Below are 20792 nucleotides of genomic sequence, written 5' to 3'. Positions count from 1 at the left end.
TAACTGTGTCACTATCTCAATCTGAACGGCTCAGAGCGCCAGACGGAGGATCTGCTTGACGTCATCCGGTGTGATATCGCTGTGTTCGCCCAGCGCCACATGGCCGTGCTCGGTCAGCTTGGCGGCAACCTTCTCGATCACCTCCTCGCCCAGACCGTAGGCCGAGAGCCGCACCGGGTTGCCCATGGCAGTGAAGAAGGCTTCGGTCTGCGCTATCGCGGCCCGGGCTTTTTGCTCTTCACTGCCGTCACGCACATCGAACACCCGCTCGGCGTACTGGGCCAGCTTGGCCTGCTTGGCGGCGAACTTGTGCTTCCACACTGCAGTCTGAACTATGGCCAGGGTCTGGGCATGGTCCAGTCCGCACAGAGCCGTAAGCTCGTGACCAATCATGTGGGTCGCCCAGTCGGTCGGCACACCCGTGCTCAGGGTACCGTTGAGCGCCATGGTCGCGGTCCACATCAGGTTGGCTCGCACGTCATAATCCAGGGGATTAGCCAGCGCCGCCGGCCCCTCTTCGATCAGGGTGCGCAGCAGCCCTTCGGCAAAGCGATCCTGCACCTTGGCCTTAACCGGATAGGTGGTGTACTGCTCCAGAGTATGCACGAAGGCATCGACCACGCCGTTGGCGATCTGGCGCGCCGGTAGCGTATAGGTAGTCACCGGATCCAGGATAGAGAAGCGCGGCTGCACAAACGGCGAGAAGAAGAAGAGCTTGTCCTGGGTCGCCGCCTTGGTGATCACAGCCCCGTTGTTCATCTCAGAGCCGGTAGCGGCCAGCGTCAGTACGGTACCCAGCGGCACCGCATCGCCGATCTGGCTGCCGTAGGTTTGCAGAATTTCCCAAGCATCCCCCGGATAACGGGCCGCAGCGGCAATAAACTTGCTGCCGTCGATCACCGAGCCGCCGCCCACCGCCAGTATGTAGTCGATACCCTCGGCCTTGACCACCTCGACCGCCTGCATCAGGGTCTCGAAATGGGGGTTAGCCTCGATGCCGCCAAATTCCGAATAGCTGCGGCCCGCCAGTGCAGCATGGACCTGGTCCAGCACGCCGTTCTTCTTGATGCTGCCGCCACCATAGGTGATGAGCACCTTGGCATCGCTGGGGATCTCCTCGGCCAGCTTGGCAATCTGCCCTTGACCGAAGTGAATGCGCGTCGGGTTGAAATAGGTAAAGTTGTTCATCGTATGCCCTTGTCTCGTCTGAGGTGCCGATAGGAATACACGGCGGCGCCAGAAGCATGCCGTGGATGACGACTATCATAATAGTTGCTAGATTAGCTGCCGGTAAGCCGCATTTATGGCAAATGCTTGCCTATTCCTGCCAACTTCATGGCAACCATACAGCAAGGAGAGATGGGAATGTCATTAGCCGCTGCCATGCAAGGCTACGTCGAGCAGATGGGACTGCAGCAACTGGAAGGATCCATCGCCACCCGGCTGCCGGGGGTGCGCTTTTTTCGCACCTCACGAGGCAATCCACGCCAGCCTCTCACCTATCAATCGGGCCTGCTCATCATGGGGCAAGGCAACAAGATCATTCATCTGGGGGAGCAGCAGGTGGCCTATGGTCCCGACTCCTATCTGGTGGTCGGCGTACCCCTGCCGCTGGAGTGCGAGGCGCACTGCAGCCCCGAGCAGCCGATCCTCGGGCTGGCAGTCGATATCAATGCCCAGTCACTGCATCAACTGGTAGAGCGGCTGTTTCCACCCGAGGCACCGATGGAGCCCTGCCGTGCCATTGAGTGCGGCCTCTCCAGCGTCAGCCTGTCATCGCCCTTGCTAAGTGCCTGCGAACGTCTGCTCGGCGCCCTGGCTGACGAAGCCGAAGCCACCATTCTCGGCCCCGGTATACTGCAGGAGATCCTCTATCGCGTACTGACCGGCCCCAACGGTTATGTGCTGCTGGAGCTGGCCCGTCACGATGGCCACTATGCCCGCATCGCCCGGGTGCTGGGGCACATTCATCGCGACTATGCCGCCCCGCTAACGGTGGAGGGACTAGCCACCGAGGCGCACATGAGCGTCTCGTCGTTCCACCGCGCCTTTCGTCAGGTGACGCGGGTGTCACCGCTGCAGTACATGAAGCAAATTCGCCTCAACCGGGCACGGGAGCTGATCCAGCGAGAAGGGCGCGGCATAGCCGAGGCCGCCGCCCTGGTCGGCTATAACAGCCCCTCCCAATTCAGCCGTGAATACAAACGCCATTTTCAGAATAACCCGCGTTCAGATCAGAGCGGCGGTTAAGCCCAGCCACCAGCTCCTTAACAATAGCCGTCACCACAAGTATCAAAAATTCTGCCGCAGCACTCAGCTACTCTCACCACCCACTTAAGCGGGAAACCATGGGGGGGATTTGTCGGCGCGATTGGACTCGAGTTAATTAGGTTTCATATGGCCAATATCTCATCTATCCTAATCAAGCAGCGCACTCAGCGATAAAAGTATTTGCGCCCTCCTCTGCCAAGCCACTGTTGCGTAGACATGCCAGCGTTCGTAGCCATGCCAATGTTAAGTGGCTTTCAACATGACGTTCATTAACTCAAGGTAAGTGACGATGAAAACCATTCTATCCCTGGCTTGTATCCTCTTCGCCATGACAGCTTCTGCGGCCGATTGTCAAAAGACGGCGCGCGGCAGGACTATATGCGCCAATGGCGAGCAAGCCGCCAGCTATAACTCCCGCACAAACACGGCTCATAAAACCGAACAGAATAGCGCTGGTGTCAATACGACACAGACCAGCAAAGGGGGCGAGGCGAAAACCAAGAATGGCAAGGGCGTTGTCCAAGGTGCTAACGGCACCACGTGTATAAAAACGGCAAACAAGCAAACCTGCAATTAATAGCCGAGGACGGTATCGGCTATGGGTAACACCGGAATACGCCTTACCGATACGTCTGCGCTCATAGCCAAGGCCCTGACCATTCAGGGCCTTGTGCTTTAGTGTCGACACCCTCCACCCAGGTCAGGTCAGGTCAGGTCAGGTCAGGTCAGGTAGTAACGCCAGGCACGTACCGGCTCGGAATAACCGATGCGCTGACAAAAGGGCGCCAAGTCATGATTGACCTGCTCCAGGCTCACTGCTGGCTCACCCTCCTGCTCACACCAGGTCACAAACTCCTGGCTGTTGAAGATGAAGTGATCCCCATGCTGATCGGCGTGGGACTCGATAATCGCAACCGCATGTTCCATATCCATAATGGGCCTCTGGCATGAGTGACCGGTTACCCCAAGTATAGCGGCCTGCCGCGCAACTGGCCCCAGCATCAGGGTTCACCTCACCAAGGTTTGCGCGCCAGGTAAGAACCAGGCTCGATTTGACAGAACCTGGTGGGTTGACAGGGGGCGCGCCACTCCGCCCCTACGGCTTGGGCTGGGCCAGTTGGTAGTAACTTACGCTCAATTTGAGAGTAGAGACCTTGGCAAAACCCTTGATGCCCACATAACTCTGCACGCCAGCAGGCAGGGTGCAGCTCTCACGACTGCTGGCCGAGAAGGGGCGACAGTCGTACTGGCTGGCCGAGGGTTTACTCCCCTTGCGCACATAGAGATCCGCATCACCAGTCCCCGATAGGGTAATGGTCAAGCTGTTCCCCTCTGAGTTGAACGGCCCGTAGTAGAGCCACTTGCCCTTGGCGACCGTAGCGGAGAACTCCTGCGTCTTGCGCTCGAGTTTCGGTGGAGTGGAGCTATCACCGCACTGCACCCCGACTGCCTTGAAAGCCGCCGCGACGGCTTTTTCATCGAGCTTATCATCCACGGCCGCATGGGCTACCCCGCACGCCGCCTCGTTGAAACTGCTCTGCGCCGTCCAGTAGTGCTGATTGGCACGGGCAAACACCACGAAGGCCTGGCGGATACTCCAGCCGGGCGTCGTCGCCAGCAGATAGAAGGCCCGGTTGAAAACCCCGGAGGAGTAGTGCACATCCATACCCGGCCGGAACTTGCTCGCCTGCTCGATACTGACCCCATCCAGGCTAGGCCTCTCCAGATAGCGCAGGGCGCCCTGCCCCTTGAGGATGGTGCTCCCCACCTGCCAATCCACCTGACACGCCCCCTGGCTGTCCATTTGGTGCAGACACTCGGCAGCCTCACCCGCCATGTCAGAGAAGGCCTCATTGATGCCTCCCGATTGGCCAGAATAGTTGAGGCCGGCATTCTGCTCGGTAAAGCCGTGACTCACCTCATGGCTGACCACATCCAGCGCCACCAGCGGGTAGAAGCTGCGTGCGCCATCGCCAAAGGTCATGGCTTGACCATCCCAAAAAGCATTCTCATAATTGCGTAAATAGTGAACCTTTAAGGTCAGTGGCTGCTTAAGCGGCGCCACGCCCAGCCACTCCTGATAGAGACGATAAACTTCATGGCCAAAGGCATGGGCATCATTAAGTGGCGAATAGGCGCCATTGATGGCGAGCCCCGGGCTCTCCCAGCAGCTGAAGTGGTAAGGCTCACTCCCGTTGCTGCCATGCTGTAAGTCTATGGTGGTCACTTGCGCCGATTGCAGGCGACAATCGCTCCCTTGGGCCATCACCTGCAACCCAGGGAAACGCTCACCGTAGCGATAGAGACCCGTCTTCAGATTGCCCCCCGGTCCTGTGGCCAAAGTCTCATGGGTCAGCCCATCATACTGCGCAATCAGCTCGCCGCTGTTGGCGTCCAGCAGCACCACTGGACGGATTGGCCCCTGGCTGCCATGGGAGAGAAAGGTCACCAGATAGGCCAATCTCTCAGCTTGCCCATCCAGCGTCACCACCAACTCGCTGCTTATGCGGCTCACCCGCTTGGCATCCGGATAGAGCGCCCTGGCCTGTTGCTCGGCCTGCTTGGGATCATAGGCTGGCTGCACGCTGGCTAGCGTGATCTGCTCAGCGACTCGTCCTGTCACCGCCGGAATGCGTGGGTTACGCCTCTGGTGCTCGACTATTTCGCCCCCCAACACCCGGACACCACGATAGTATTGCCACTTGCGTAGATGATCGGCACTCGCCGCCACCAACCCAGCCTGGGAGGGGCGCGCCCGAAACTCCATCTCGGCGCTTGCCAACTGGGCCAGTGAATGTGTTGACCAATTCAGATAGGAGGCATCGCGCCATTGCGCGGCCTGAGCAACAGATGACCAAACGGGAGAAATGAGTATGCCTAGCAACGAAAGGTGAAAATAACGATGTGAGTTATGCAACATGAGTAATCCTTGATAAATAAAACAGTGTCACCAACCCGGAATAGGTTGGCAGTTCACTATTATCGAATTACTTTTATTTGCCCTTGCGGTTAATGACAGTGATGTAATATCTAACCATAGGCAATGCTAAAAATAGCAGGCGATGCATTATGGGTAAATAAAAAAGCCCGGATCTTATTCCGGGCTTGGTCACGACCTAACTTACGGTTTGGTATAATAAGTGACAGAGAGCTTATAAGTGGAGGTACCACTAAAGCCTAGCACCCCGACATAGATATCTGAGCTTGGCAGTAAACTGCAACGCTCGGCACTATCTCGCTCAAAGGGACGGCAATCATATGTCGTCTCGGTCGGCTTGGCGCCGCGTCGCACATACAGATCCGAATTACCTACCCCCGTTAGCTGGGCAATCAAAGAGCGGTTCACACTCTTGAAGGGGCCATAGTAGTGCCACATACCCTGTACCAGATCACCTGAGTACTCTTTGACCACTGGGGTGACAAAACCAACACATTTTGCACCGACCTGAGCCAGAGTATCCCGGATCACCTTTTTCTCAGCACCCGAACCATATCCCAGTTCTGAAGCCGCATACTCTACACCACAAGCGGCGTCATTAAAGTCGCTCGTGCTGGTCCAGTAGTTTTGGTTAGCCTTGGCAAATACCTGGAAGGTCTTCTTCACCCCCCAACCCGGCTGCGAGGAAAGCAGGTAAAACGCCTTGTTATAGACGCCTGAGGAGTAGTGAACATCCATATACGCATTGAAATCAGCGGCGTTATCAATTGAGATGCCATCCTGCGGCGGATTATCCATATAACGCAGGGCGCCCTGCCCCTTAAATATGGTAGCGCCAACCTGATAATCCACTGTGCAACTACCATCGGCCTTGGCGGTCCGATAACACTCGGCGGCTTCACCGGCAATATCAGAGAAGGATTCGTTAAGCCCGCCCGATTGTCCCCAATACTGCAACCCAGAGTTCTGCTCGGTGAAACCATGGCTGACTTCGTGACTGACTATATCCAAAGAGACCAGCGGGTAGAACCTAGTCTCCCCATCACCGAAGGTCATGCTGGTACCGTCCCAGAAGGCATTTTCATAGCCGTTGCCATAGTGAACCTTCATCAACAGCTGGAAGGTCAAAGGCGTCGTCTTCAGCCAATCCTTGTACATATTGAACACGATATTGCCGAAGTAGTGGGCATCATTAAGCGGTGAGTAAGCACCATTGATCGCCTGGTAGTTATTTCGGACACAGGTAAAGGAAAAGGCGTTACTGCCCTCAGTGCCATGATCCAAATTGACCGTTCTGACATTCGGCGTTTCCAGGCTGCACGTTGTACCATTTTTGGTCACATCCAACTTGGGATATTGGGTCCCGTAGATATAGCGACCCGTTTTAGTATTTCCCCCTGGTCCTGTACCAATCTGTACATGGGTCAAACCATCGAAGTTACGCAATACCACTCCAGTCTGGGCATCCAGCAAGATATTGGGGCGCTTCGGACCCTCTTTGGTGTCGGCAAAAAAGGTCACCAGGTAAGCCAGCGTCTCTTTTGCCCCCTGAACATCGATGACCAGTTCAGTTTTTGCCCGCTTAACGTTAACGGCATCAGGATAGAGATCCAGTGCGGTCTGCAGCGCCGTCTCTTTGTTCAAACGCGGAGTAAGCTTACTCAGGCTCAACCCTTCAACTACTGAGCCTGTCACGGCAGGAACCGAGGTCGCCGGTTTGGCGTGTTCGATCAGTTCTGCGCCCAGTACACGGATCCCTTTGTAATACTGGTATTTTCGCAGGTGGGCTGTGGTGGCAAGCGTTTGAGTTGGATTCTTCGGAAGAAAGCGATTCGCGCTCCCTTGAACACTCTGCTTGGCGCCGGATACCAGGGTTGACGTGCTGGCATCAACCCAAGTTGCGGCGGATGCGGCTAAAGACATCAGTGTTCCAGTCAACCCCAGTGCTACGGAAACTAACACTGATAACGTTTGCTTTTTATGTGATCTCACAATTATCCCTCCATGACATTATATTTTATGTTCGGTATTAGGTAACACCTGACTAGGGAATAAATAACCCCCATCGCCTTTGCAAGGTCGAATTAAATAAAAACCAGTCAAAACAGCTATAGGTGTCACCTAGCGCCACACGCTATAGCATTCTCATTAATTTAACAGTGCAAGATATAACAGGCTTCCGATTGAAAAGAAGAATACACCATGATGCATGACAAGCATTATTTAACTACTAATTAGTTATCAAAAACATCAATAAACACAACTTATTGATTATTAAGTAAATATTTAAATATCAACCAAGTCACCGACTATTAATTCATCACTTAAAATAATTTTTTGTTAAATTTTTAAATAAAAAACAGAATAATTTACTGTGGAAATTGAGTTTTTGATTTTCCCGTCAAATCTGACAGTGTCATCTGTTTCAAAATAAAAAAGCACCCGATAGATACCTCCTGGTGCTTTATTATCCTAAATAGACAAGGTGTTGTGATTACATTTTACGCATGTTGATATTCATGATCTGGATGCGATAGGCAATCTGACGCGGGGTCATGCCCAGCAGGCGGGCGGCATTCCAGGGCCCCAAAGAGGCGTCGCGCCATTGTGCGGCTGAGGCTGGGATTGGATGGCACAGAGTAATGAACTCAGCATTGTGGTAGCGAATAAACAGCGTGGTGTTTGCAACATGAGTGATCGTTGGCAAATTAGTTAGCGTTGTGGCCAAGAAAATGGCCAGGCATAAACCCGCCTGGCCATTTAATATCAGGGTTGATAATGACTCACGGCCAACTTAAAACTCGACGTGCCGCTAAAGCCACGCACCGCCACATAAATATTATCCGCGGCAGGGACAGAACAACGCTCTGTACTGTCCCGAGAGAAGGGACGGCAATCAAAGCTCTCCTCACTAGGAAAGGCTCCATTCAGGACATACAGATCGGCATTGCCTGTGCCACTCATCTCGGCCACCAGAGGCCCGGTAACACTGGTAAACGGGCCATAAAAAACCCACTCACCTTGACGCAAATTGGCCGAATAGGTATCCACCTGCGCGGTTAGCGGACAGCTGACCCCCACTTGCTGAAAGCTGTTGCGTACCGCCTCGATACTGAGTCCCAGATCCGCCGCCGCATATTGCACGCCACAAGCCCCGGAGTTGAAATCAGTGGTACTTAGCCAATAGTTTTGGTTCGCCTTGGCAAACACCTTGAAGGCGTTTTTTACTCCCCAACCAGGCTCATTGGCCAACAAATAGAAGGCCTTGTTATAAACCCCTGAAGAGTAATGCACATCCAGCTCATCATTATAATCGGCCGCCTGATCGATGGAGAGACCATCTTGTGGTGGATTACTCATGTAACGCAGTGCACCTTGCCCCTTCATGATGGTCGCCCCAACCAAAAAGTCCACCTCACAGCTGCCATCCGGCTTGCTGGAGCGATAACACTCGGCAGCCTCACCCGCTATGTCGGAGAAAGCCTCATTGATCCCGCCGGACTGGCCCCAATATTCCAGCCCTGAGTTCTGCTCGGTAAAACCATGACTCACCTCATGACTCACCACATCCAGCGCCACCAGCGGATAAAACTGGGAGCCCCCGTCGCCAAAGGTCATGCTACTGCCATCCCAGAAGGCATTGCTGTAGCGGTTACCATAATGGACCTTCATTTGCAGCCGGAAGCTCAAGGGGGCGGTATTGAGCCACTCTTGATACATTTTGTAGACCAGATTACCGAAGAAGTGGGCATCATTGAGCGGTGAGTAAGCGCCATTGATGGCCTGGTAGTTGTTTTTAGAGCAGGTGAAGCTAAACGCCTGACTGCCCGCGGTGCCGTGATTAAGATCTATGGTCTTTACATTCGGGGTTGCCAGTGTGCAGGTACTGCCCTTCTTGGTCAGATCCAATTTAGGATACTGAGTTCCATAAAGATAACGTCCAGTCTTGCGATTTCCGCCCGGCCCGGTGCCAATCTCGACATGGGTCAAACCATCATACTCCTGCAACACGACACCACTCTGCGCATCCAATAACAGGAATGGACGCTTAGGGCCGTCAGGCGTGTGAACCATAAAGTTCACCAGGTAAGCCAGTTTTTCTTGGGGACCTGGTACGCTGATCACCAGCTCGACCTTAGCCCCCTCGACTCGATCCGCATCAGGGTAATGATCCAGCGCCGTCTGCAAGGCCAACTCTTTGCTCAAGCGCGGTGTCAGCTGCTTCAGCGTCAAGCCCTCGACAACCAAACCGGTCACGGGCGGCACTGTGGCTGCGGGTTTGGCGTGTTCAATGATCTCGGCCCCCAATACCCGGACCCCCTTGTAATATTGCCATTTGCGCAAGTGCGGTGAACGCTGCAGGCTCTGCTGCGGATGGCGCGGCAAGAAACGATTATTGCCAGAGCTCAACGCACTCTGTCTGGCTTGCAACACGCTAGCAGAGGCTCCCGCCTCCACCCAGGTAGCCGCAGGCGCCGTCAGCGCGAAGAGGGAGCAGGAGAGCGCCAGCGTGGTAGTTAATATGGTTGTTGTGGTGTGCGCCTTAGAATTATTCATTATTAATATCCTTCCCTGAAATTAATCGAAATTCATCTACCAATAATCAAACCCTGCCGATTCGAATTAACTCCCCTTGAATAAAAATATTTTAATTTGGCGCAATGGAATATAAGTCCATTGACCAACCACACAGACACAGGCTCCTTGTTTCAGTGTGCACACCCTCACGCTAATACTATTAGCTCGCGGTTAAAAGCATTAATTAGCAAGAACAAAACCCTGACATTCATGTGGCAACATTTTATTCCAATGTGACAATCACATGGCATAGATAACAAAAAAATGGGCAGTTAATATCAATCTATTGATTTTTAATGAATTAAAAACCAATGCGCCGCACACGCCCAAAGCGTGATAACGGTCACATCTGATATATGGCCTCACGATTCCCGTCGGCTAAACAGAACATCTGACCAGCAGGCCCGGTGCCACACCCAAAAACCTGCCACAAATGACAGGCAGCCGTGCATAAAAAAACGCCTTCTTTTGAGGAAGGCGATTTAGGAGTTGCTGTTGGTGCGATAGCGAAGTGCACCGGCCGAGCCGACCGTCACATCTTGCGCATGTTGATATTCATGATCTGGATGCGATAGGCAATCTGACGCGGGGTCATGCCCAGCAGGCGGGCGGCCTTGGCCTGCACCCAACCACAGCGCTCCAGGGCGGCAATCAGACGCTGACGCTCATCCAGTTGCGGATCGTTAAAGTCCATCTCGGTGCTGGCCTGACGTGCCACGGTTGTGCCGCTGCTGGCGGGCATCCGTGGCTCCTGATTATTGTTGTTGAACACCACCACGTCTCTGTCTATGAGCCCGGACTCGGACATGATGGAGGCGCGCTCCAAACAGTTCTCCAGCTCCCGGACGTTGCCCGGCCAGTCGTGGCCCAGCAGCAGACGCAATGCGCCATCGCTGATCTTGATCTCGCGTCCCTGCTTGTGGGAGAGCTTGCTGACCAGGAAACGGGCCAGCTCAGGAATATCTTCCAGCCGCTCACGCAGCGCGGGCAGTTGAATCGGCATCACATTGAGTCGGTAGTAGAGATCCTCACGGAAGCGCCCCTGCCGCACCTCATCTTCCAGGCTGCGGTTGGTGGCGGCCACGATGCGGACATCCACCGAAATCGTCTCGCTGCCGCCGACCCGCTCCATTTCGCCCTCTTGCAGTATGCGCAACAACTTGGCCTGGAAGGGCGCACTGATCTCGCCGATTTCATCCAGGAACAGGGTGCCCCCATCGGCCAGTTCGAAGCGCCCCTTGCGCATCTTCACCGCCCCGGTAAACGCCCCCTTCTCGTGACCGAACAGTTCACTCTCCAGCAAGGAGTCAGGCAGGGCGGCACAGTTGAGCTTGACGAAGGGGCCGGAGGCGCGAGGTGAGTTGTAGTGGATAGCGTTGGCAATCAGCTCCTTACCGGTACCACTCTCGCCACGCACCAGCACTGTGGTATCCCACTTGGCAACCTGGCGAATGGAGTCGAAGATCTGCCGCATGACCACCGTCTGGCCCACCATGTTGTCAAAGCCATATTGACTGCGCACCTTACGCCGCAAACTGTCCCGCTCGGTGCGGATCGCCTCATGAGCCTGGTGCGCCTGGCCCACCAGACGCACTGTCTGGGCCGTCAGATTCGCCACCATCTCGAGAAACCGAGTGCGGGCCGGTAGCCCCTCTTCGTCAGCCGACAGGGGCTGGGCCGCCAGCACGCCTATGGGGCGACTGTCGGCGCCGGGAATGGGCACACAGATGAAGGGCAAGCCATAGTCATAGAGATTCAGGCGGTCGAGAAAGCGCGGATCATCGGCCACGCGCGGTATCACCAAGGAGTGGCCCTGATGCATGACAGTGCCAAGAATGCCCTCCCCCATGCGATAGCGCACCCCACGCACATCCTTGATCACCTCGGCATCGATGCCATGCATGGCCTGGACAAACAGGGCGCTGCGATCATGGTCAAACAGGGAGACCATGCCATATTGCATCTGGGCGTGATCGTGCAGGCTCTGCAGCATGGCGCCCAGGGTCTGCTCCAGATCCAGGGAGCGACTGAGCACCACGCTGATCTGATGCAGGGCGTTGAGCTGCTGCTGCATGGTCAAACTACGATTGGCGGTCTGGGGCGCCGCAGCGGAAGTGAAGTTGCTCATTTAAATAGCCTCCTGGCAATGCAGCAACGGAAGACGCAGGCGGATGCAACACCCACCCAACTCACTCTGGGTCACCTCGATCACACCCTTGTGATCCGTGATGATGCTCTGCACCAAGCTGAGTTCGATCCCCCCAGAACACTCGGCAGAGAGGGCGGTGAAGGGTTGTAACAATTTATGGGAAGCCAGAGCCTCCGGCGCGGGACCATTATCGTCCACACTCAGACTCAACTCATGGCTCTGAACCTTGACCTCCAGCCGCACCCTCCCGCGTTCTGCCCCCCCCCGCTCGATCCCCACCAATAGGCAGGCTCGTTCCAGCAGCAGGCAGAGGGCGGTCAGCAAGCGCAGCCTTTGCCCGGCCAGCTCGATGTCAAATTCGGGAATATCGATCTGCAAAGAGAGCTGGCCGCTACGACTGCGCGGCAGGAAAAGATCCTGCAGATCCCGCAGTACCTCCTGCAGCAGGAAGTGGGAGCGCTTGACCACCTGCAAGCGCGGCCGGCAGGCATCCAGACGACGCATGGCCTGCGTCCCCTCGTCCAGCGCCACCTTCATGGCCAACTGGTTACGCGGCTCGCTATCCGGCGTCAGGCGCAACGCCGCCCGCAGCAGGTTGAGCGGGGCCTGCATCTGCACCAGCGCCGCATCCAGGGTCTCACTCACGGCCGCCAGCATCTTCTGCTCTTCAATCTCGCCACGCAGGTGGGCCAGGCGCATCTGCTCTATCTGCTCCCGACGCTCGGTGAGATCGGCAATGATGAGCAGGGTGCAAGGGCGCTTGCCCTCACCAAAGTAGTGGCTCGCCTCTTCGTTGAGCTCCAGCAGGGATTCACTGATCACACTGAACCAGCGCTGCTGTCCACGGATCACCACGGGACGCCACTGCTCAGGAGTCAAGGTAGTTCCGGTGAACTCGGTGCCAAAACCCAGCACAGAGAAGGGCTCCGCCCCCTTCAGATCGGTGCGCAACGTCTTGTAGACCAGATTATCCAATACCACCTGGTTCTCTTCATTCAGCACGGCCACAGCCCAGGGCGCAGCGTTGAGTACAGCTTCGATCAGTGCCATCTGGTTGTGTACCCGCTGCTCCAGGGCAAAGCGGGCGCTGATGTCACGGTGCATCCCCAGGAAGTGAGTGATCTGGCCATCGCCGCCTATGACAGGCGTGACCGTCACCTCGGCCAAATAGACGGAGCCATCCTTGCGCTTGTTCAGCAACCGCCCCACCCAGGGGCGACGATCCTGCAGCTGCTTCCATAACTCTTCATAACGGGCCCGGGGCGTCTGCTGGCTGGAGAGAATGTTGTGGTTGCGCCCCTTGAGCTCACCACGGCGGTAACCGGTCAGGCGGCAGAACGCCAGGTTGCAATAGAGGATGTGCGCCTTGGGATCGGTGATGGAGATGGCAATGGAGGATTGCTCCACTACCTCCAAAAAGAGCTCTAGGGGCAGGATCTGCAGCGCGTGTTGGAGCGCCTGGTGATCGAGGCTCAATTCGCTGGCCGGCTCGGTCTGCAGGGCTGTCATCTGGCTCATGGAAACTCCTCGGATGGCCTGCGGTGAGGCTTGGTCTCAACCGCTGTGTGCTATCTGACAATTTGTCTGCTCTGTCGCTCATGACGGAGCTAAATGTCAGTCTCAGATGAGCAAAAGCAATTCCTGTGCCCACCCACAGCCGCCCCCGCAGCAAGCCGCCATTTTTGTCATGTTTCGCGCCAAAACCATGCAAATAGAGGGGGTTTGTCTGGCCTTTGTCGCGGCCATTGTCGGATTTGTTAGCCGGTTTATGCCCACTATCGCCCACATCGCACCAAGATGGGGCTTGCGCGCAGCAAGTGCGTGACCATGGCATAAAAATCGCAGCACTGGTGGCAGTTAACATTGCACAAGGAATGCGCTGTCATGAAAGAACTGCTGTTGATCGCCCTGGCCAATGGCTTGGTCAATAACGTGGTGCTATCCCGATTTCTGGGCTTATGCTCCTTCATGGGGGTGTCGAACAAGGTTGAATCGGCTATGGGTATGGCCATGGCGACCACCTTCGTCCTCACCATGTCCACCTGTGTGGGCTGGCTACTGGAACATCTGATACTGCAACCCCTGCACCTGGAGTATCTGCGACTCCTCGCGTTTATCCTGGTGATCGCCTCCCTGGTGCAGCTTACCGAGTTGTTTGTTGCCAAGCAGAGCCCAGCCCTGCACCGGACTCTGGGGATCTTCCTGCCGCTTATTACCACCAACTGTGCCGTACTGGGGATAGCCCTGCTGACGGTGCAAGAGAAGCTCTCTCTTCTGGAAACCCTGGTCTACGGCCTGAGTTCTGCGTTGGGCTATTCATTGGTGATTATCCTCTTTGCTGGCCTGCGCCAGAGACTGGATAGCGCGGAAGTCCCGGCCCTGTTCCAAGGCGCCCCCATCAGTTTTATCACAGCAGGCACTCTGGCAATGGCCTTTGCCGGATTTGCTGGCCTAGCTGGCTAAGGAGAAAAGAGATGCTAACCCTGTTTGCAATCCCCATCTTGGCAGCCGTGATTGGCTATGCTCTCGGCTTTGCCGCCATCCATCTTAAGGTTGAAGGCAATCCGATAGTCGAAGAGATAGCGGCGCTGTTACCCAATGGCCAATGTGGCCAGTGTGGCTTTCCTGGCTGCGGCCAGGCGGCGCTCGCCATGGCTGAAGGAAATGCGGCGCCTAACTGCTGTCCACCTGGCGGGCAGGCGCTGGGGGAAAAGATTGCAGCCATTCTGGGCGTCTCGCTTGATGCGGGCGCCAGCCGCGGACCCATGCTGGCCGCCATCGACATGGCGGGCTGTGATGGCTGTGGTCGCTGCTTCAAGGCCTGCTCCTACGATGCGATTGTCGGCACCACACGGCAGATGCATGGCGTGATAGCCGATGCCTGTACCGGGTGTGGCGCCTGCGTCTCAGTCTGTCCTCACAATGGTATCGCGCTCTACCCCGACCCTCAGTATGCCGCGAATGGTCCGGCTAAACCGCAAGCCAACCGCCAGCAAGGAGTCCACCATGCTTAAGGCCAAGATCCGCCCACATGGCGGCATTCACCCCGACAGTCACAAGCTGTTATCCAGCGAGGTGAGCATCCGTCCTTTGGCTAACCCCAAACGCCTCATTCTTCCTCTGCGCCAACATGCGGGCGCCCCGGCCACGCCGGTCGTGACCCTGGGCGACCGGGTCAGCGCCTATCAGCTGGTAGCCAAAGCCAACGGACGCTTCTCCATGCCCATCCACTCCCCGCTCAGTGGTGAAGTGAGTGGCGTCACGGAGCAGAGCATCATCATCAAGGTTGACGCTGAACAACAGGGCAGTGCGACCCCGCTGAATCGGGATATCAGCCTGCTGGATCGGCAAGCCATGATCGATCTGGTGGCCCAGGCGGGTATTGTCGGTATGGGCGGCGCCATGTTCCCGACCGCCGACAAGTTGAAGCTCTCTTTGCAACACGACATCACCACGCTCATCATCAATGGCAGTGAGTGCGAGCCCTACCTGACCTGTGATGATCGCCTGATGCGCGAGCAGGGGGAACTGATCCTGGGCGGGCTGCGCTACATGATGCAGATGACGGGGGCAACACAAGCCTATATTGGCATTGAAGCCAACAAGCCCGAGGCACTGGAGCGTATGGACGCCCTCTGTGCCGATGAGTCCAATATTGATGTGGTGGAGCTGCCTGCCCTCTACCCAATGGGGTCAGAGAAACAGTTGATTGAAGCCGTCACCGGTCTGCAGGTACCCAGCGGTAAACTCTCTGCCGAGCTGGGCATCTTGGTGCAGAACGTGGCCACCTGTATCGCCGTATTTTCCACTCTGCGCTTTGGTCGCCCCCTCACCCACAGGGTCATTACTGTCAGCGGTGAAGCTATAGAGCAGCCAGGCAATGTATTGGCGCCTATTGGTATGCCTGTCTCCGAGATCATAGCCCAGTGTGGCGGCTTGAAGAGCACTCCCAGCCGCATTGTGCTGGGTGGCCCCATGATGGGGCGCGCCATCACCGATGTGCACTCCCCCGTCACCAAGGGCACCAGTGGCATTCTGCTGCTGACCGAGTCCGAAGTGCCCGAGGCAAAACCCAGCGCCTGTGTACGTTGTGGTCGCTGTGTCGGCGCCTGTCCCATGGGCCTGACGCCACTGGAGATGGTCAATGAGCTCAAACGGGATCAGTTTGACAATGCCAGTCAAATGGGGCTGAGCGATTGTCTGCTGTGTGGTTCTTGCGCCTATGTCTGCCCAGCCGCTATCCCCCTGACTGAATATTTCGACTGGGGCAAGCAAGTCCTCAATCGCAGACGACTCGAAGCACAAAAAACCAAGCGGACCTGTGCCAACAGCGCCGCCCGCAAAGAGCGAATGGAACGGGAGGCTGCCGAACGTGAAGCAGCCAAAGCTGCCAAAGCCGCTGCATCACCCCGTCGCTCTTCTCGCCGCTCAGAACAGGAGGCATCATGAACCTGCGCGCACCCCATGCCCATGAAGGGCTCTCGATTTCCACCTTGATGTTCAAGGTCAACCTGGCTCTGCTGCCTGCCGCGCTACTGGGCGCCTTGCAGTTCGGCTTCCCGGCCATCTTGCTGATGCTGACCTGCGTGTTCAGCGCCCTGTTGTGTGAAGGAATGGCTCATAAGCTCAACCCCAACGCCAGCGGTAAAGTTAACGATGGGGCGGCCCTGCTCACTGGCCTGCTCCTGGCCATGAGCTTACCCCCCCACGCCCCCCTGTGGATGGGCGCCTTAGGCAGCGCCATCGCCGTGCTGTTTGGCAAGCAGCTCTATGGTGGTCTGGGTCAGAACCTCTTCAATCCGGCCATGTTAGCCCGGGTGGTGCTGCTCATCTCCTTCCCGGTGGAGATGACCCAGTGGATCAAGCCCAGCGCCTTCTATGAAGGCCAGTGGTACAAGGTGGCCGATGGCATCTCGGGTGCCACCACACTGGGCGCCATCAAGGAGGGGGAGACCATGGCGTTTGATCTGCTGCACCATCTGTTAGGTGCCAGCAGCGGTAGCCTGGGTGAAACCTCGGCCCTGCTGCTGATTCTGGGTGGCCTCTGGCTGATCCAGCAGAATGTCTTCACCTGGCACGTCCCTGTTGCATCATTGCTGGGCTGCCTACTGCCCGGCACACTCCTGTGGTGCTTTGCTCCCGAGTCCACACCACTCCCCTTGGCCCAATTGACAAGCGGCGGACTCTTATTGGGAGCGTTTTTTATTGCCACCGATCCGGTGACCAGCCCGACCAGTAGCTTGGGAAAAGTGATCTTCGGGGCGGGTTTTGGCTTCCTGGTCTTCGTCATTCGTTCGTTCGGGAATTTTCCGGAAGGGGTCGCCTTCGCCATTCTCATCATGAATGCGGCGACGCCCCTCATTGATACCTATACCCGTCAAAGCGTCTATGGCTACCAGAGTGAGAAGAAGGAGGAGCAGGCATGAGTGCGCTATCCCGGTTAGCCAAAATAAACTGGCGTGAACACCCCGGCTGCCAAGCTGCGCTGCTTGGCATCTTTGCCCTGTTGGTATGCGGCAGCGTCGCCCTGAGCAGCGACTTGACGGCTGGCAGCATTGCCGCCGCCCAGCAAGCTGATACCCAGCGCATGTTGGCGCAAGTACTGCCTGGCAGTTTATACGATACCTCACCCGCCAAAGAGGAGTTAACCCTCACCCTGGATGGGCAAGCCGTACACCTGTTTCGCGCCCGCCGCGAAGGGAAAGTCTCGGCCATCGCCCTGTTTGCCGAGAGCCGGGGTTACGCTGGCCCTATCAAACTACTGCTAGGCCTGGATGCTCAGGGCACCCTCACGGGTGTACGCGTGGTCAGTCATACGGAAACACCTGGTCTGGGAGACAAAATAGAGCTCGCCAAGACTAAATGGATCCTGGGTTTCAATGGCAAGTCACTCAGTGAGCCCACTGAACATGGCTGGAAAGTGAAAAAAGATGGCGGAGAATTTGACTCCTTTACCGGTGCCACCATCACCCCTCGAGCCGTGGTCAAAGGAGTCTTTGAAACCTTACAACTCTTTGCCAAGCACAAGGATCAACTGCTGGACAGTGCGGACACAAACCGCCAGGAGGATAAATGATGTTAAACGAATACAAAAATCTGATGGCCGATGGCCTGTGGCGTAACAACGTTATCTTTACCCAGTTGTTGGCCCTCTGCCCCTTGATGGCCGTCACCTCCACTGCCACCAATGGCTTGGGTATGGGACTGATCACGGCGGCGGTACTGGTTGCCTCCAACCTCCTGGTTTCACTCATTCGCAACATAGTGCCCAACCAGATCCGCATCCCCATCTTCACCCTGCTGATTGCGGCATTGGTAACATTGGTGGATCAGGCGATGAATGCCTGGATGCATGAATTGCATCGGGTATTGGGGCTCTTTATCGCTCTGATAGTGGTGAACTGCGCCATTTTGGGCCGGGCCGAGGCGTATGCCATGAAGAACAAACCCCTGGCTGCCACTGTGGATGGGTTAGCCACAGGCCTGGGGTTCACGCTAGGGTTGGTCATAGTCGGCGGCTGTCGAGAGATATTGGGCAGTGGCACCCTATTCACCGGAGCCTCGCAGCTGCTGGGGCCGCACTTTACCTTCATGGAGTTGACCATACTGCCGGGCTACCGTGGATTTTTGCTGATGCTATTACCTCCGGGAGGTTTCATCATTATGGGATTACTGCTCGCAGGTCAGCGTCTACTGCAACGGCTGGGTCAACGCAATAAAGCCAGCCAACCTGTCACCAACAGCACAACGGGAGAGTGTCATCCATGAAGATCAGTGTCGCCCACGCCCGGGGCGCCAAGGGCCATTGGTTCGAGCTTGATTTACCTGAGCCCGTAACCGCCCTCGCCGCGCTTCAAGCCTCACCGCTGTTCCAGCTCTACCCGGATCTTGACCCGACCCAGCACAAGATGGGCATTTTCGGCAAGAGTTGTTCACCCGATACCGCACTCAAGGCCGGAGACAGAGTCGAAATCTATATCCCGATCCAGCGAGTGATCGGTGACGATGATGACGATGACGAGTGATATGTGAATTGAAGAGCCCGGCCCCGTGCCGGGTTTTTTATTCGGCCCAGCCAGCGTGGCTGTCATGCCACAATTGACCGAGCCATACCCCTACTTCAGGTACTGTTTTTGCAAACTACCCAGTGCAGTGCAAAATAGTGATGTGTTGTGGCGACAAACGCGACAAGCCTGCGACAAAAGAAACGCAATGACGATAAATGCAACAAAACGATGAGCAGGCCTGGGATAGTGGAATGCCTGATATCTCGATAGACACTGATCCGACACTTGGCAATGAGATGACCGCACCCCAGGCATATCGCATAATCTGGGCCGCGACTAAATCAAGGATGAGCAAATGATGAAAACAAAACAAATGGGTTGGCCATTGATCTCCGCACTACTGCTGATGGGTGGCGCCCTGTTATTTCCGACCCTGGCGCACGCGGCTGAGAGCGGCGGCATGCTCAGCCTGGCCGGGATCAGGCTCGAATTTATTCTCTTTGCCGCCACCCTGCTGGGTGTGGCGCTGTTTCACAACTACACCATGTGGGTCTCATTGACCGGGCTGGCCGCCATTTTACTGAGCAAATACCTCTGGCTGGATGACTTCTCTTTCGCCCACCACATTCTGGGCGGAAATGGCCATGAAGGGGAGTGGCGGGTATTGCTTAACCTGCTGGGGCTGTTGTTCGGCTTTGCCATTCTGGCCAAGCACTTTGAAGAGTCGGATCTGCCACAGATCCTGCCCAAATATCTACCTGATGACTGGAAGGGGGGCTTTGTACTGCTGGTGATGATCTTTGTTATCAGTGCCTTCCTCGACAACATTGCCGCCGCCATGATAGGCGGGGCCATTGCCTTCGTGGTGTTTAACAAGCGGGTACACATAGGCTACCTGGCCGCCATAGTCGCCGCCAGCAACGCCGGGGGCTCAGGCTCTGTGGTCGGCGATACCACCACGACCCTGATGTGGATAGATGGGGTCAACCCATTGGATGTGCTGCATGCCTATGTGGCTGCCGGGGTAGCCCTGGTATTGTTTGGCGTCGTGGCCGCTTTCCAGCAGGATAAGTACCAGCGCATCGTCAAGGATGCCGCTATCGATGTGGCTATCGTCTGGCCCAAGCTCGCGGTCGTCGGGCTGATCCTGGTGCTGGCCATTGCCACCAACTACTACTTCGACTTCCCCGCGCTGGGAGTCTGGGTTGCCATTCTGGGCAGCGCCCTGGTGGTTAAAACGCCCTGGAGTGAACTCAAGAATGCCACAGGCGGGACCATATTCCTGATGGGGCTGGTCACCTGCGCCTCCTTGATGCCGGTGGATGAACTCCCCCCCGCCTCCTGGACCACCACCTTCTTCTTGGGCTTTGTCTCGGCGGTGTTTGACAACATTCCGCTGACCAAACTCTGCCTGGAGCAGGGCGGTTATGACTGGGGCGTACTGGCCTATGCGGTAGGCTTCGGCGGCTCCATGCTCTGGTTTGGCTCGTCAGCCGGGGTGGCCCTCTCCAACATGTACCCGGAGGCTCGCTCTGCCGTCAACTGGCTGCGCCATGGCTGGCATGTGGCCGCGGCTTATGTGATCGGCTTCTTCGTGATGCTGGCTGTGGCTGGTTGGTCGCCCCATGCGCCACACAGAGCAGAAAGCGGCACGGTCGTAGAGCAAACCCAGCCTGCCCCCAACAAAGCAGCCTCTTGAGTCCTCATCGGAACAGGGTGAGACCGACATAAAGAGAACAACGTAAAGGGCCCCATGGCCCACCAACATAAAGGCCCGCCGGGCCTTTATGTTTTTTACGCAGCAGGCCCCCTTGAACCAAAAACGCCAAGGCTCACATCAGATTAACCG

General features: G+C 56.3%; 18 protein-coding genes. 10 read left to right on the top strand and 8 right to left on the bottom strand.

Going from position 1 to position 20792, the window contains the following annotated elements; all coding sequences use genetic code 11:
• Window positions 1-30 precede the first annotated feature (30 nt).
• Window positions 31-1188: an iron-containing alcohol dehydrogenase gene (locus ACZYTD_RS15130; protein WP_463893279.1), complete on the bottom strand. Its 1158-nt coding sequence runs from the start codon at window positions 1186-1188 to the stop codon at window positions 31-33.
• Window positions 1189-1365: 177 nt separating this feature from the next.
• On the opposite strand from ACZYTD_RS15130, the gene ACZYTD_RS15125 reads away from it, so the two are divergent.
• Entirely contained in the window at window positions 1366-2250 is an 885-nt protein-coding gene (locus ACZYTD_RS15125; protein WP_463893277.1) for an AraC family transcriptional regulator, read from the top strand.
• Between the two features lie 310 nt (window positions 2251-2560).
• On the top strand, window positions 2561-2848 hold the full coding sequence (locus ACZYTD_RS15120; protein ID WP_463893276.1) for a hypothetical protein: 288 nt from the start codon (window positions 2561-2563) through the stop codon (window positions 2846-2848).
• Between the two features lie 143 nt (window positions 2849-2991).
• Here the strand turns inward: ACZYTD_RS15120 and ACZYTD_RS15115 are convergent, their stop codons facing one another.
• The 7 genes from ACZYTD_RS15115 to nifL all read right to left on the bottom strand — a co-directional run bounded on the left by ACZYTD_RS15115 (window position 2992) and on the right by nifL (window position 13454).
• Window positions 2992-3204, bottom strand: coding sequence for a hypothetical protein (locus tag ACZYTD_RS15115; protein WP_463893275.1), 213 nt, complete (start codon window positions 3202-3204; stop codon window positions 2992-2994).
• Window positions 3205-3367: 163 nt separating this feature from the next.
• Window positions 3368-5191: a M4 family metallopeptidase gene (locus ACZYTD_RS15110; RefSeq protein ID WP_463893274.1), complete on the bottom strand. Its 1824-nt coding sequence runs from the start codon at window positions 5189-5191 to the stop codon at window positions 3368-3370.
• Between the two features lie 201 nt (window positions 5192-5392).
• A complete protein-coding gene (locus tag ACZYTD_RS15105; RefSeq protein WP_463893272.1) occupies window positions 5393-7132 on the bottom strand; it encodes a M4 family metallopeptidase in 1740 nt (579 codons plus the stop codon).
• Between the two features lie 571 nt (window positions 7133-7703).
• The gene (locus tag ACZYTD_RS15100; protein WP_463893271.1) at window positions 7704-7916 is read right to left on the bottom strand and encodes a hypothetical protein; all 213 of its coding nucleotides are present in this window, start codon (window positions 7914-7916) and stop codon (window positions 7704-7706) included.
• Between the two features lie 59 nt (window positions 7917-7975).
• Window positions 7976-9766 carry a M4 family metallopeptidase gene (locus ACZYTD_RS15095; protein WP_463893269.1) on the bottom strand — a complete coding sequence of 597 codons (1791 nt, stop codon included), beginning with the start codon at window positions 9764-9766 and terminating at the stop codon, window positions 7976-7978.
• 553 nt (window positions 9767-10319) lie between these two features.
• Window positions 10320-11915, bottom strand: a complete 1596-nt coding sequence (gene nifA, locus ACZYTD_RS15090; RefSeq protein WP_463893268.1) for a nif-specific transcriptional activator NifA — start codon at window positions 11913-11915, stop codon at window positions 10320-10322.
• Window positions 11916-13454 (bottom strand): nitrogen fixation negative regulator NifL, encoded by a 1539-nt coding sequence (gene nifL / locus ACZYTD_RS15085; RefSeq protein WP_463893266.1) that lies wholly within the window; start codon window positions 13452-13454, stop codon window positions 11916-11918. It abuts the gene before it with no gap.
• 366 nt (window positions 13455-13820) lie between these two features.
• Here nifL and rsxA point away from each other — a divergent pair, with 366 nt between their 5' ends.
• The 8 genes from rsxA (at window position 13821) to ACZYTD_RS15045 (ending at window position 20642) form a co-directional block, all read left to right on the top strand.
• On the top strand, window positions 13821-14399 hold the full coding sequence (gene rsxA / locus ACZYTD_RS15080) for an electron transport complex subunit RsxA (RefSeq protein WP_463893265.1): 579 nt from the start codon (window positions 13821-13823) through the stop codon (window positions 14397-14399).
• 11 nt (window positions 14400-14410) lie between these two features.
• Complete coding sequence (locus tag ACZYTD_RS15075; protein ID WP_463893263.1) at window positions 14411-14950, top strand: RnfABCDGE type electron transport complex subunit B; 540 nt, start codon at window positions 14411-14413, stop codon at window positions 14948-14950.
• Entirely contained in the window at window positions 14943-16385 is a 1443-nt protein-coding gene (gene rsxC / locus ACZYTD_RS15070) for an electron transport complex subunit RsxC (RefSeq protein ID WP_463893261.1), read from the top strand. The genes ACZYTD_RS15075 and rsxC overlap by 8 nt, the downstream gene beginning before the upstream one ends.
• Window positions 16382-17362, top strand: coding sequence for an RnfABCDGE type electron transport complex subunit D (locus tag ACZYTD_RS15065; RefSeq protein ID WP_463893259.1), 981 nt, complete (start codon window positions 16382-16384; stop codon window positions 17360-17362). The genes rsxC and ACZYTD_RS15065 overlap by 4 nt, the downstream gene beginning before the upstream one ends.
• Entirely contained in the window at window positions 17359-18012 is a 654-nt protein-coding gene (gene rsxG, locus ACZYTD_RS15060) for an electron transport complex subunit RsxG (RefSeq protein ID WP_463893257.1), read from the top strand. The genes ACZYTD_RS15065 and rsxG overlap by 4 nt, the downstream gene beginning before the upstream one ends.
• Window positions 18009-18704 carry an electron transport complex subunit E gene (locus ACZYTD_RS15055; protein ID WP_463893255.1) on the top strand — a complete coding sequence of 232 codons (696 nt, stop codon included), beginning with the start codon at window positions 18009-18011 and terminating at the stop codon, window positions 18702-18704. The genes rsxG and ACZYTD_RS15055 overlap by 4 nt, the downstream gene beginning before the upstream one ends.
• Window positions 18701-18961 carry an RnfH family protein gene (locus ACZYTD_RS15050; protein ID WP_463893253.1) on the top strand — a complete coding sequence of 87 codons (261 nt, stop codon included), beginning with the start codon at window positions 18701-18703 and terminating at the stop codon, window positions 18959-18961. The genes ACZYTD_RS15055 and ACZYTD_RS15050 overlap by 4 nt, the downstream gene beginning before the upstream one ends.
• Window positions 18962-19298: 337 nt before the next feature.
• On the top strand, window positions 19299-20642 hold the full coding sequence (locus tag ACZYTD_RS15045; protein WP_463893252.1) for a citrate transporter: 1344 nt from the start codon (window positions 19299-19301) through the stop codon (window positions 20640-20642).
• The last annotated feature ends 150 nt before the right edge of the window (window positions 20643-20792 follow it).

This window comes from Pseudaeromonas sp. HNCC25DJ180 (assembly GCF_055413345.1).
The sequence above is the reverse complement of the archived record's forward strand: the minus strand, read 5'-3'. Positions and strand labels throughout refer to the sequence as shown.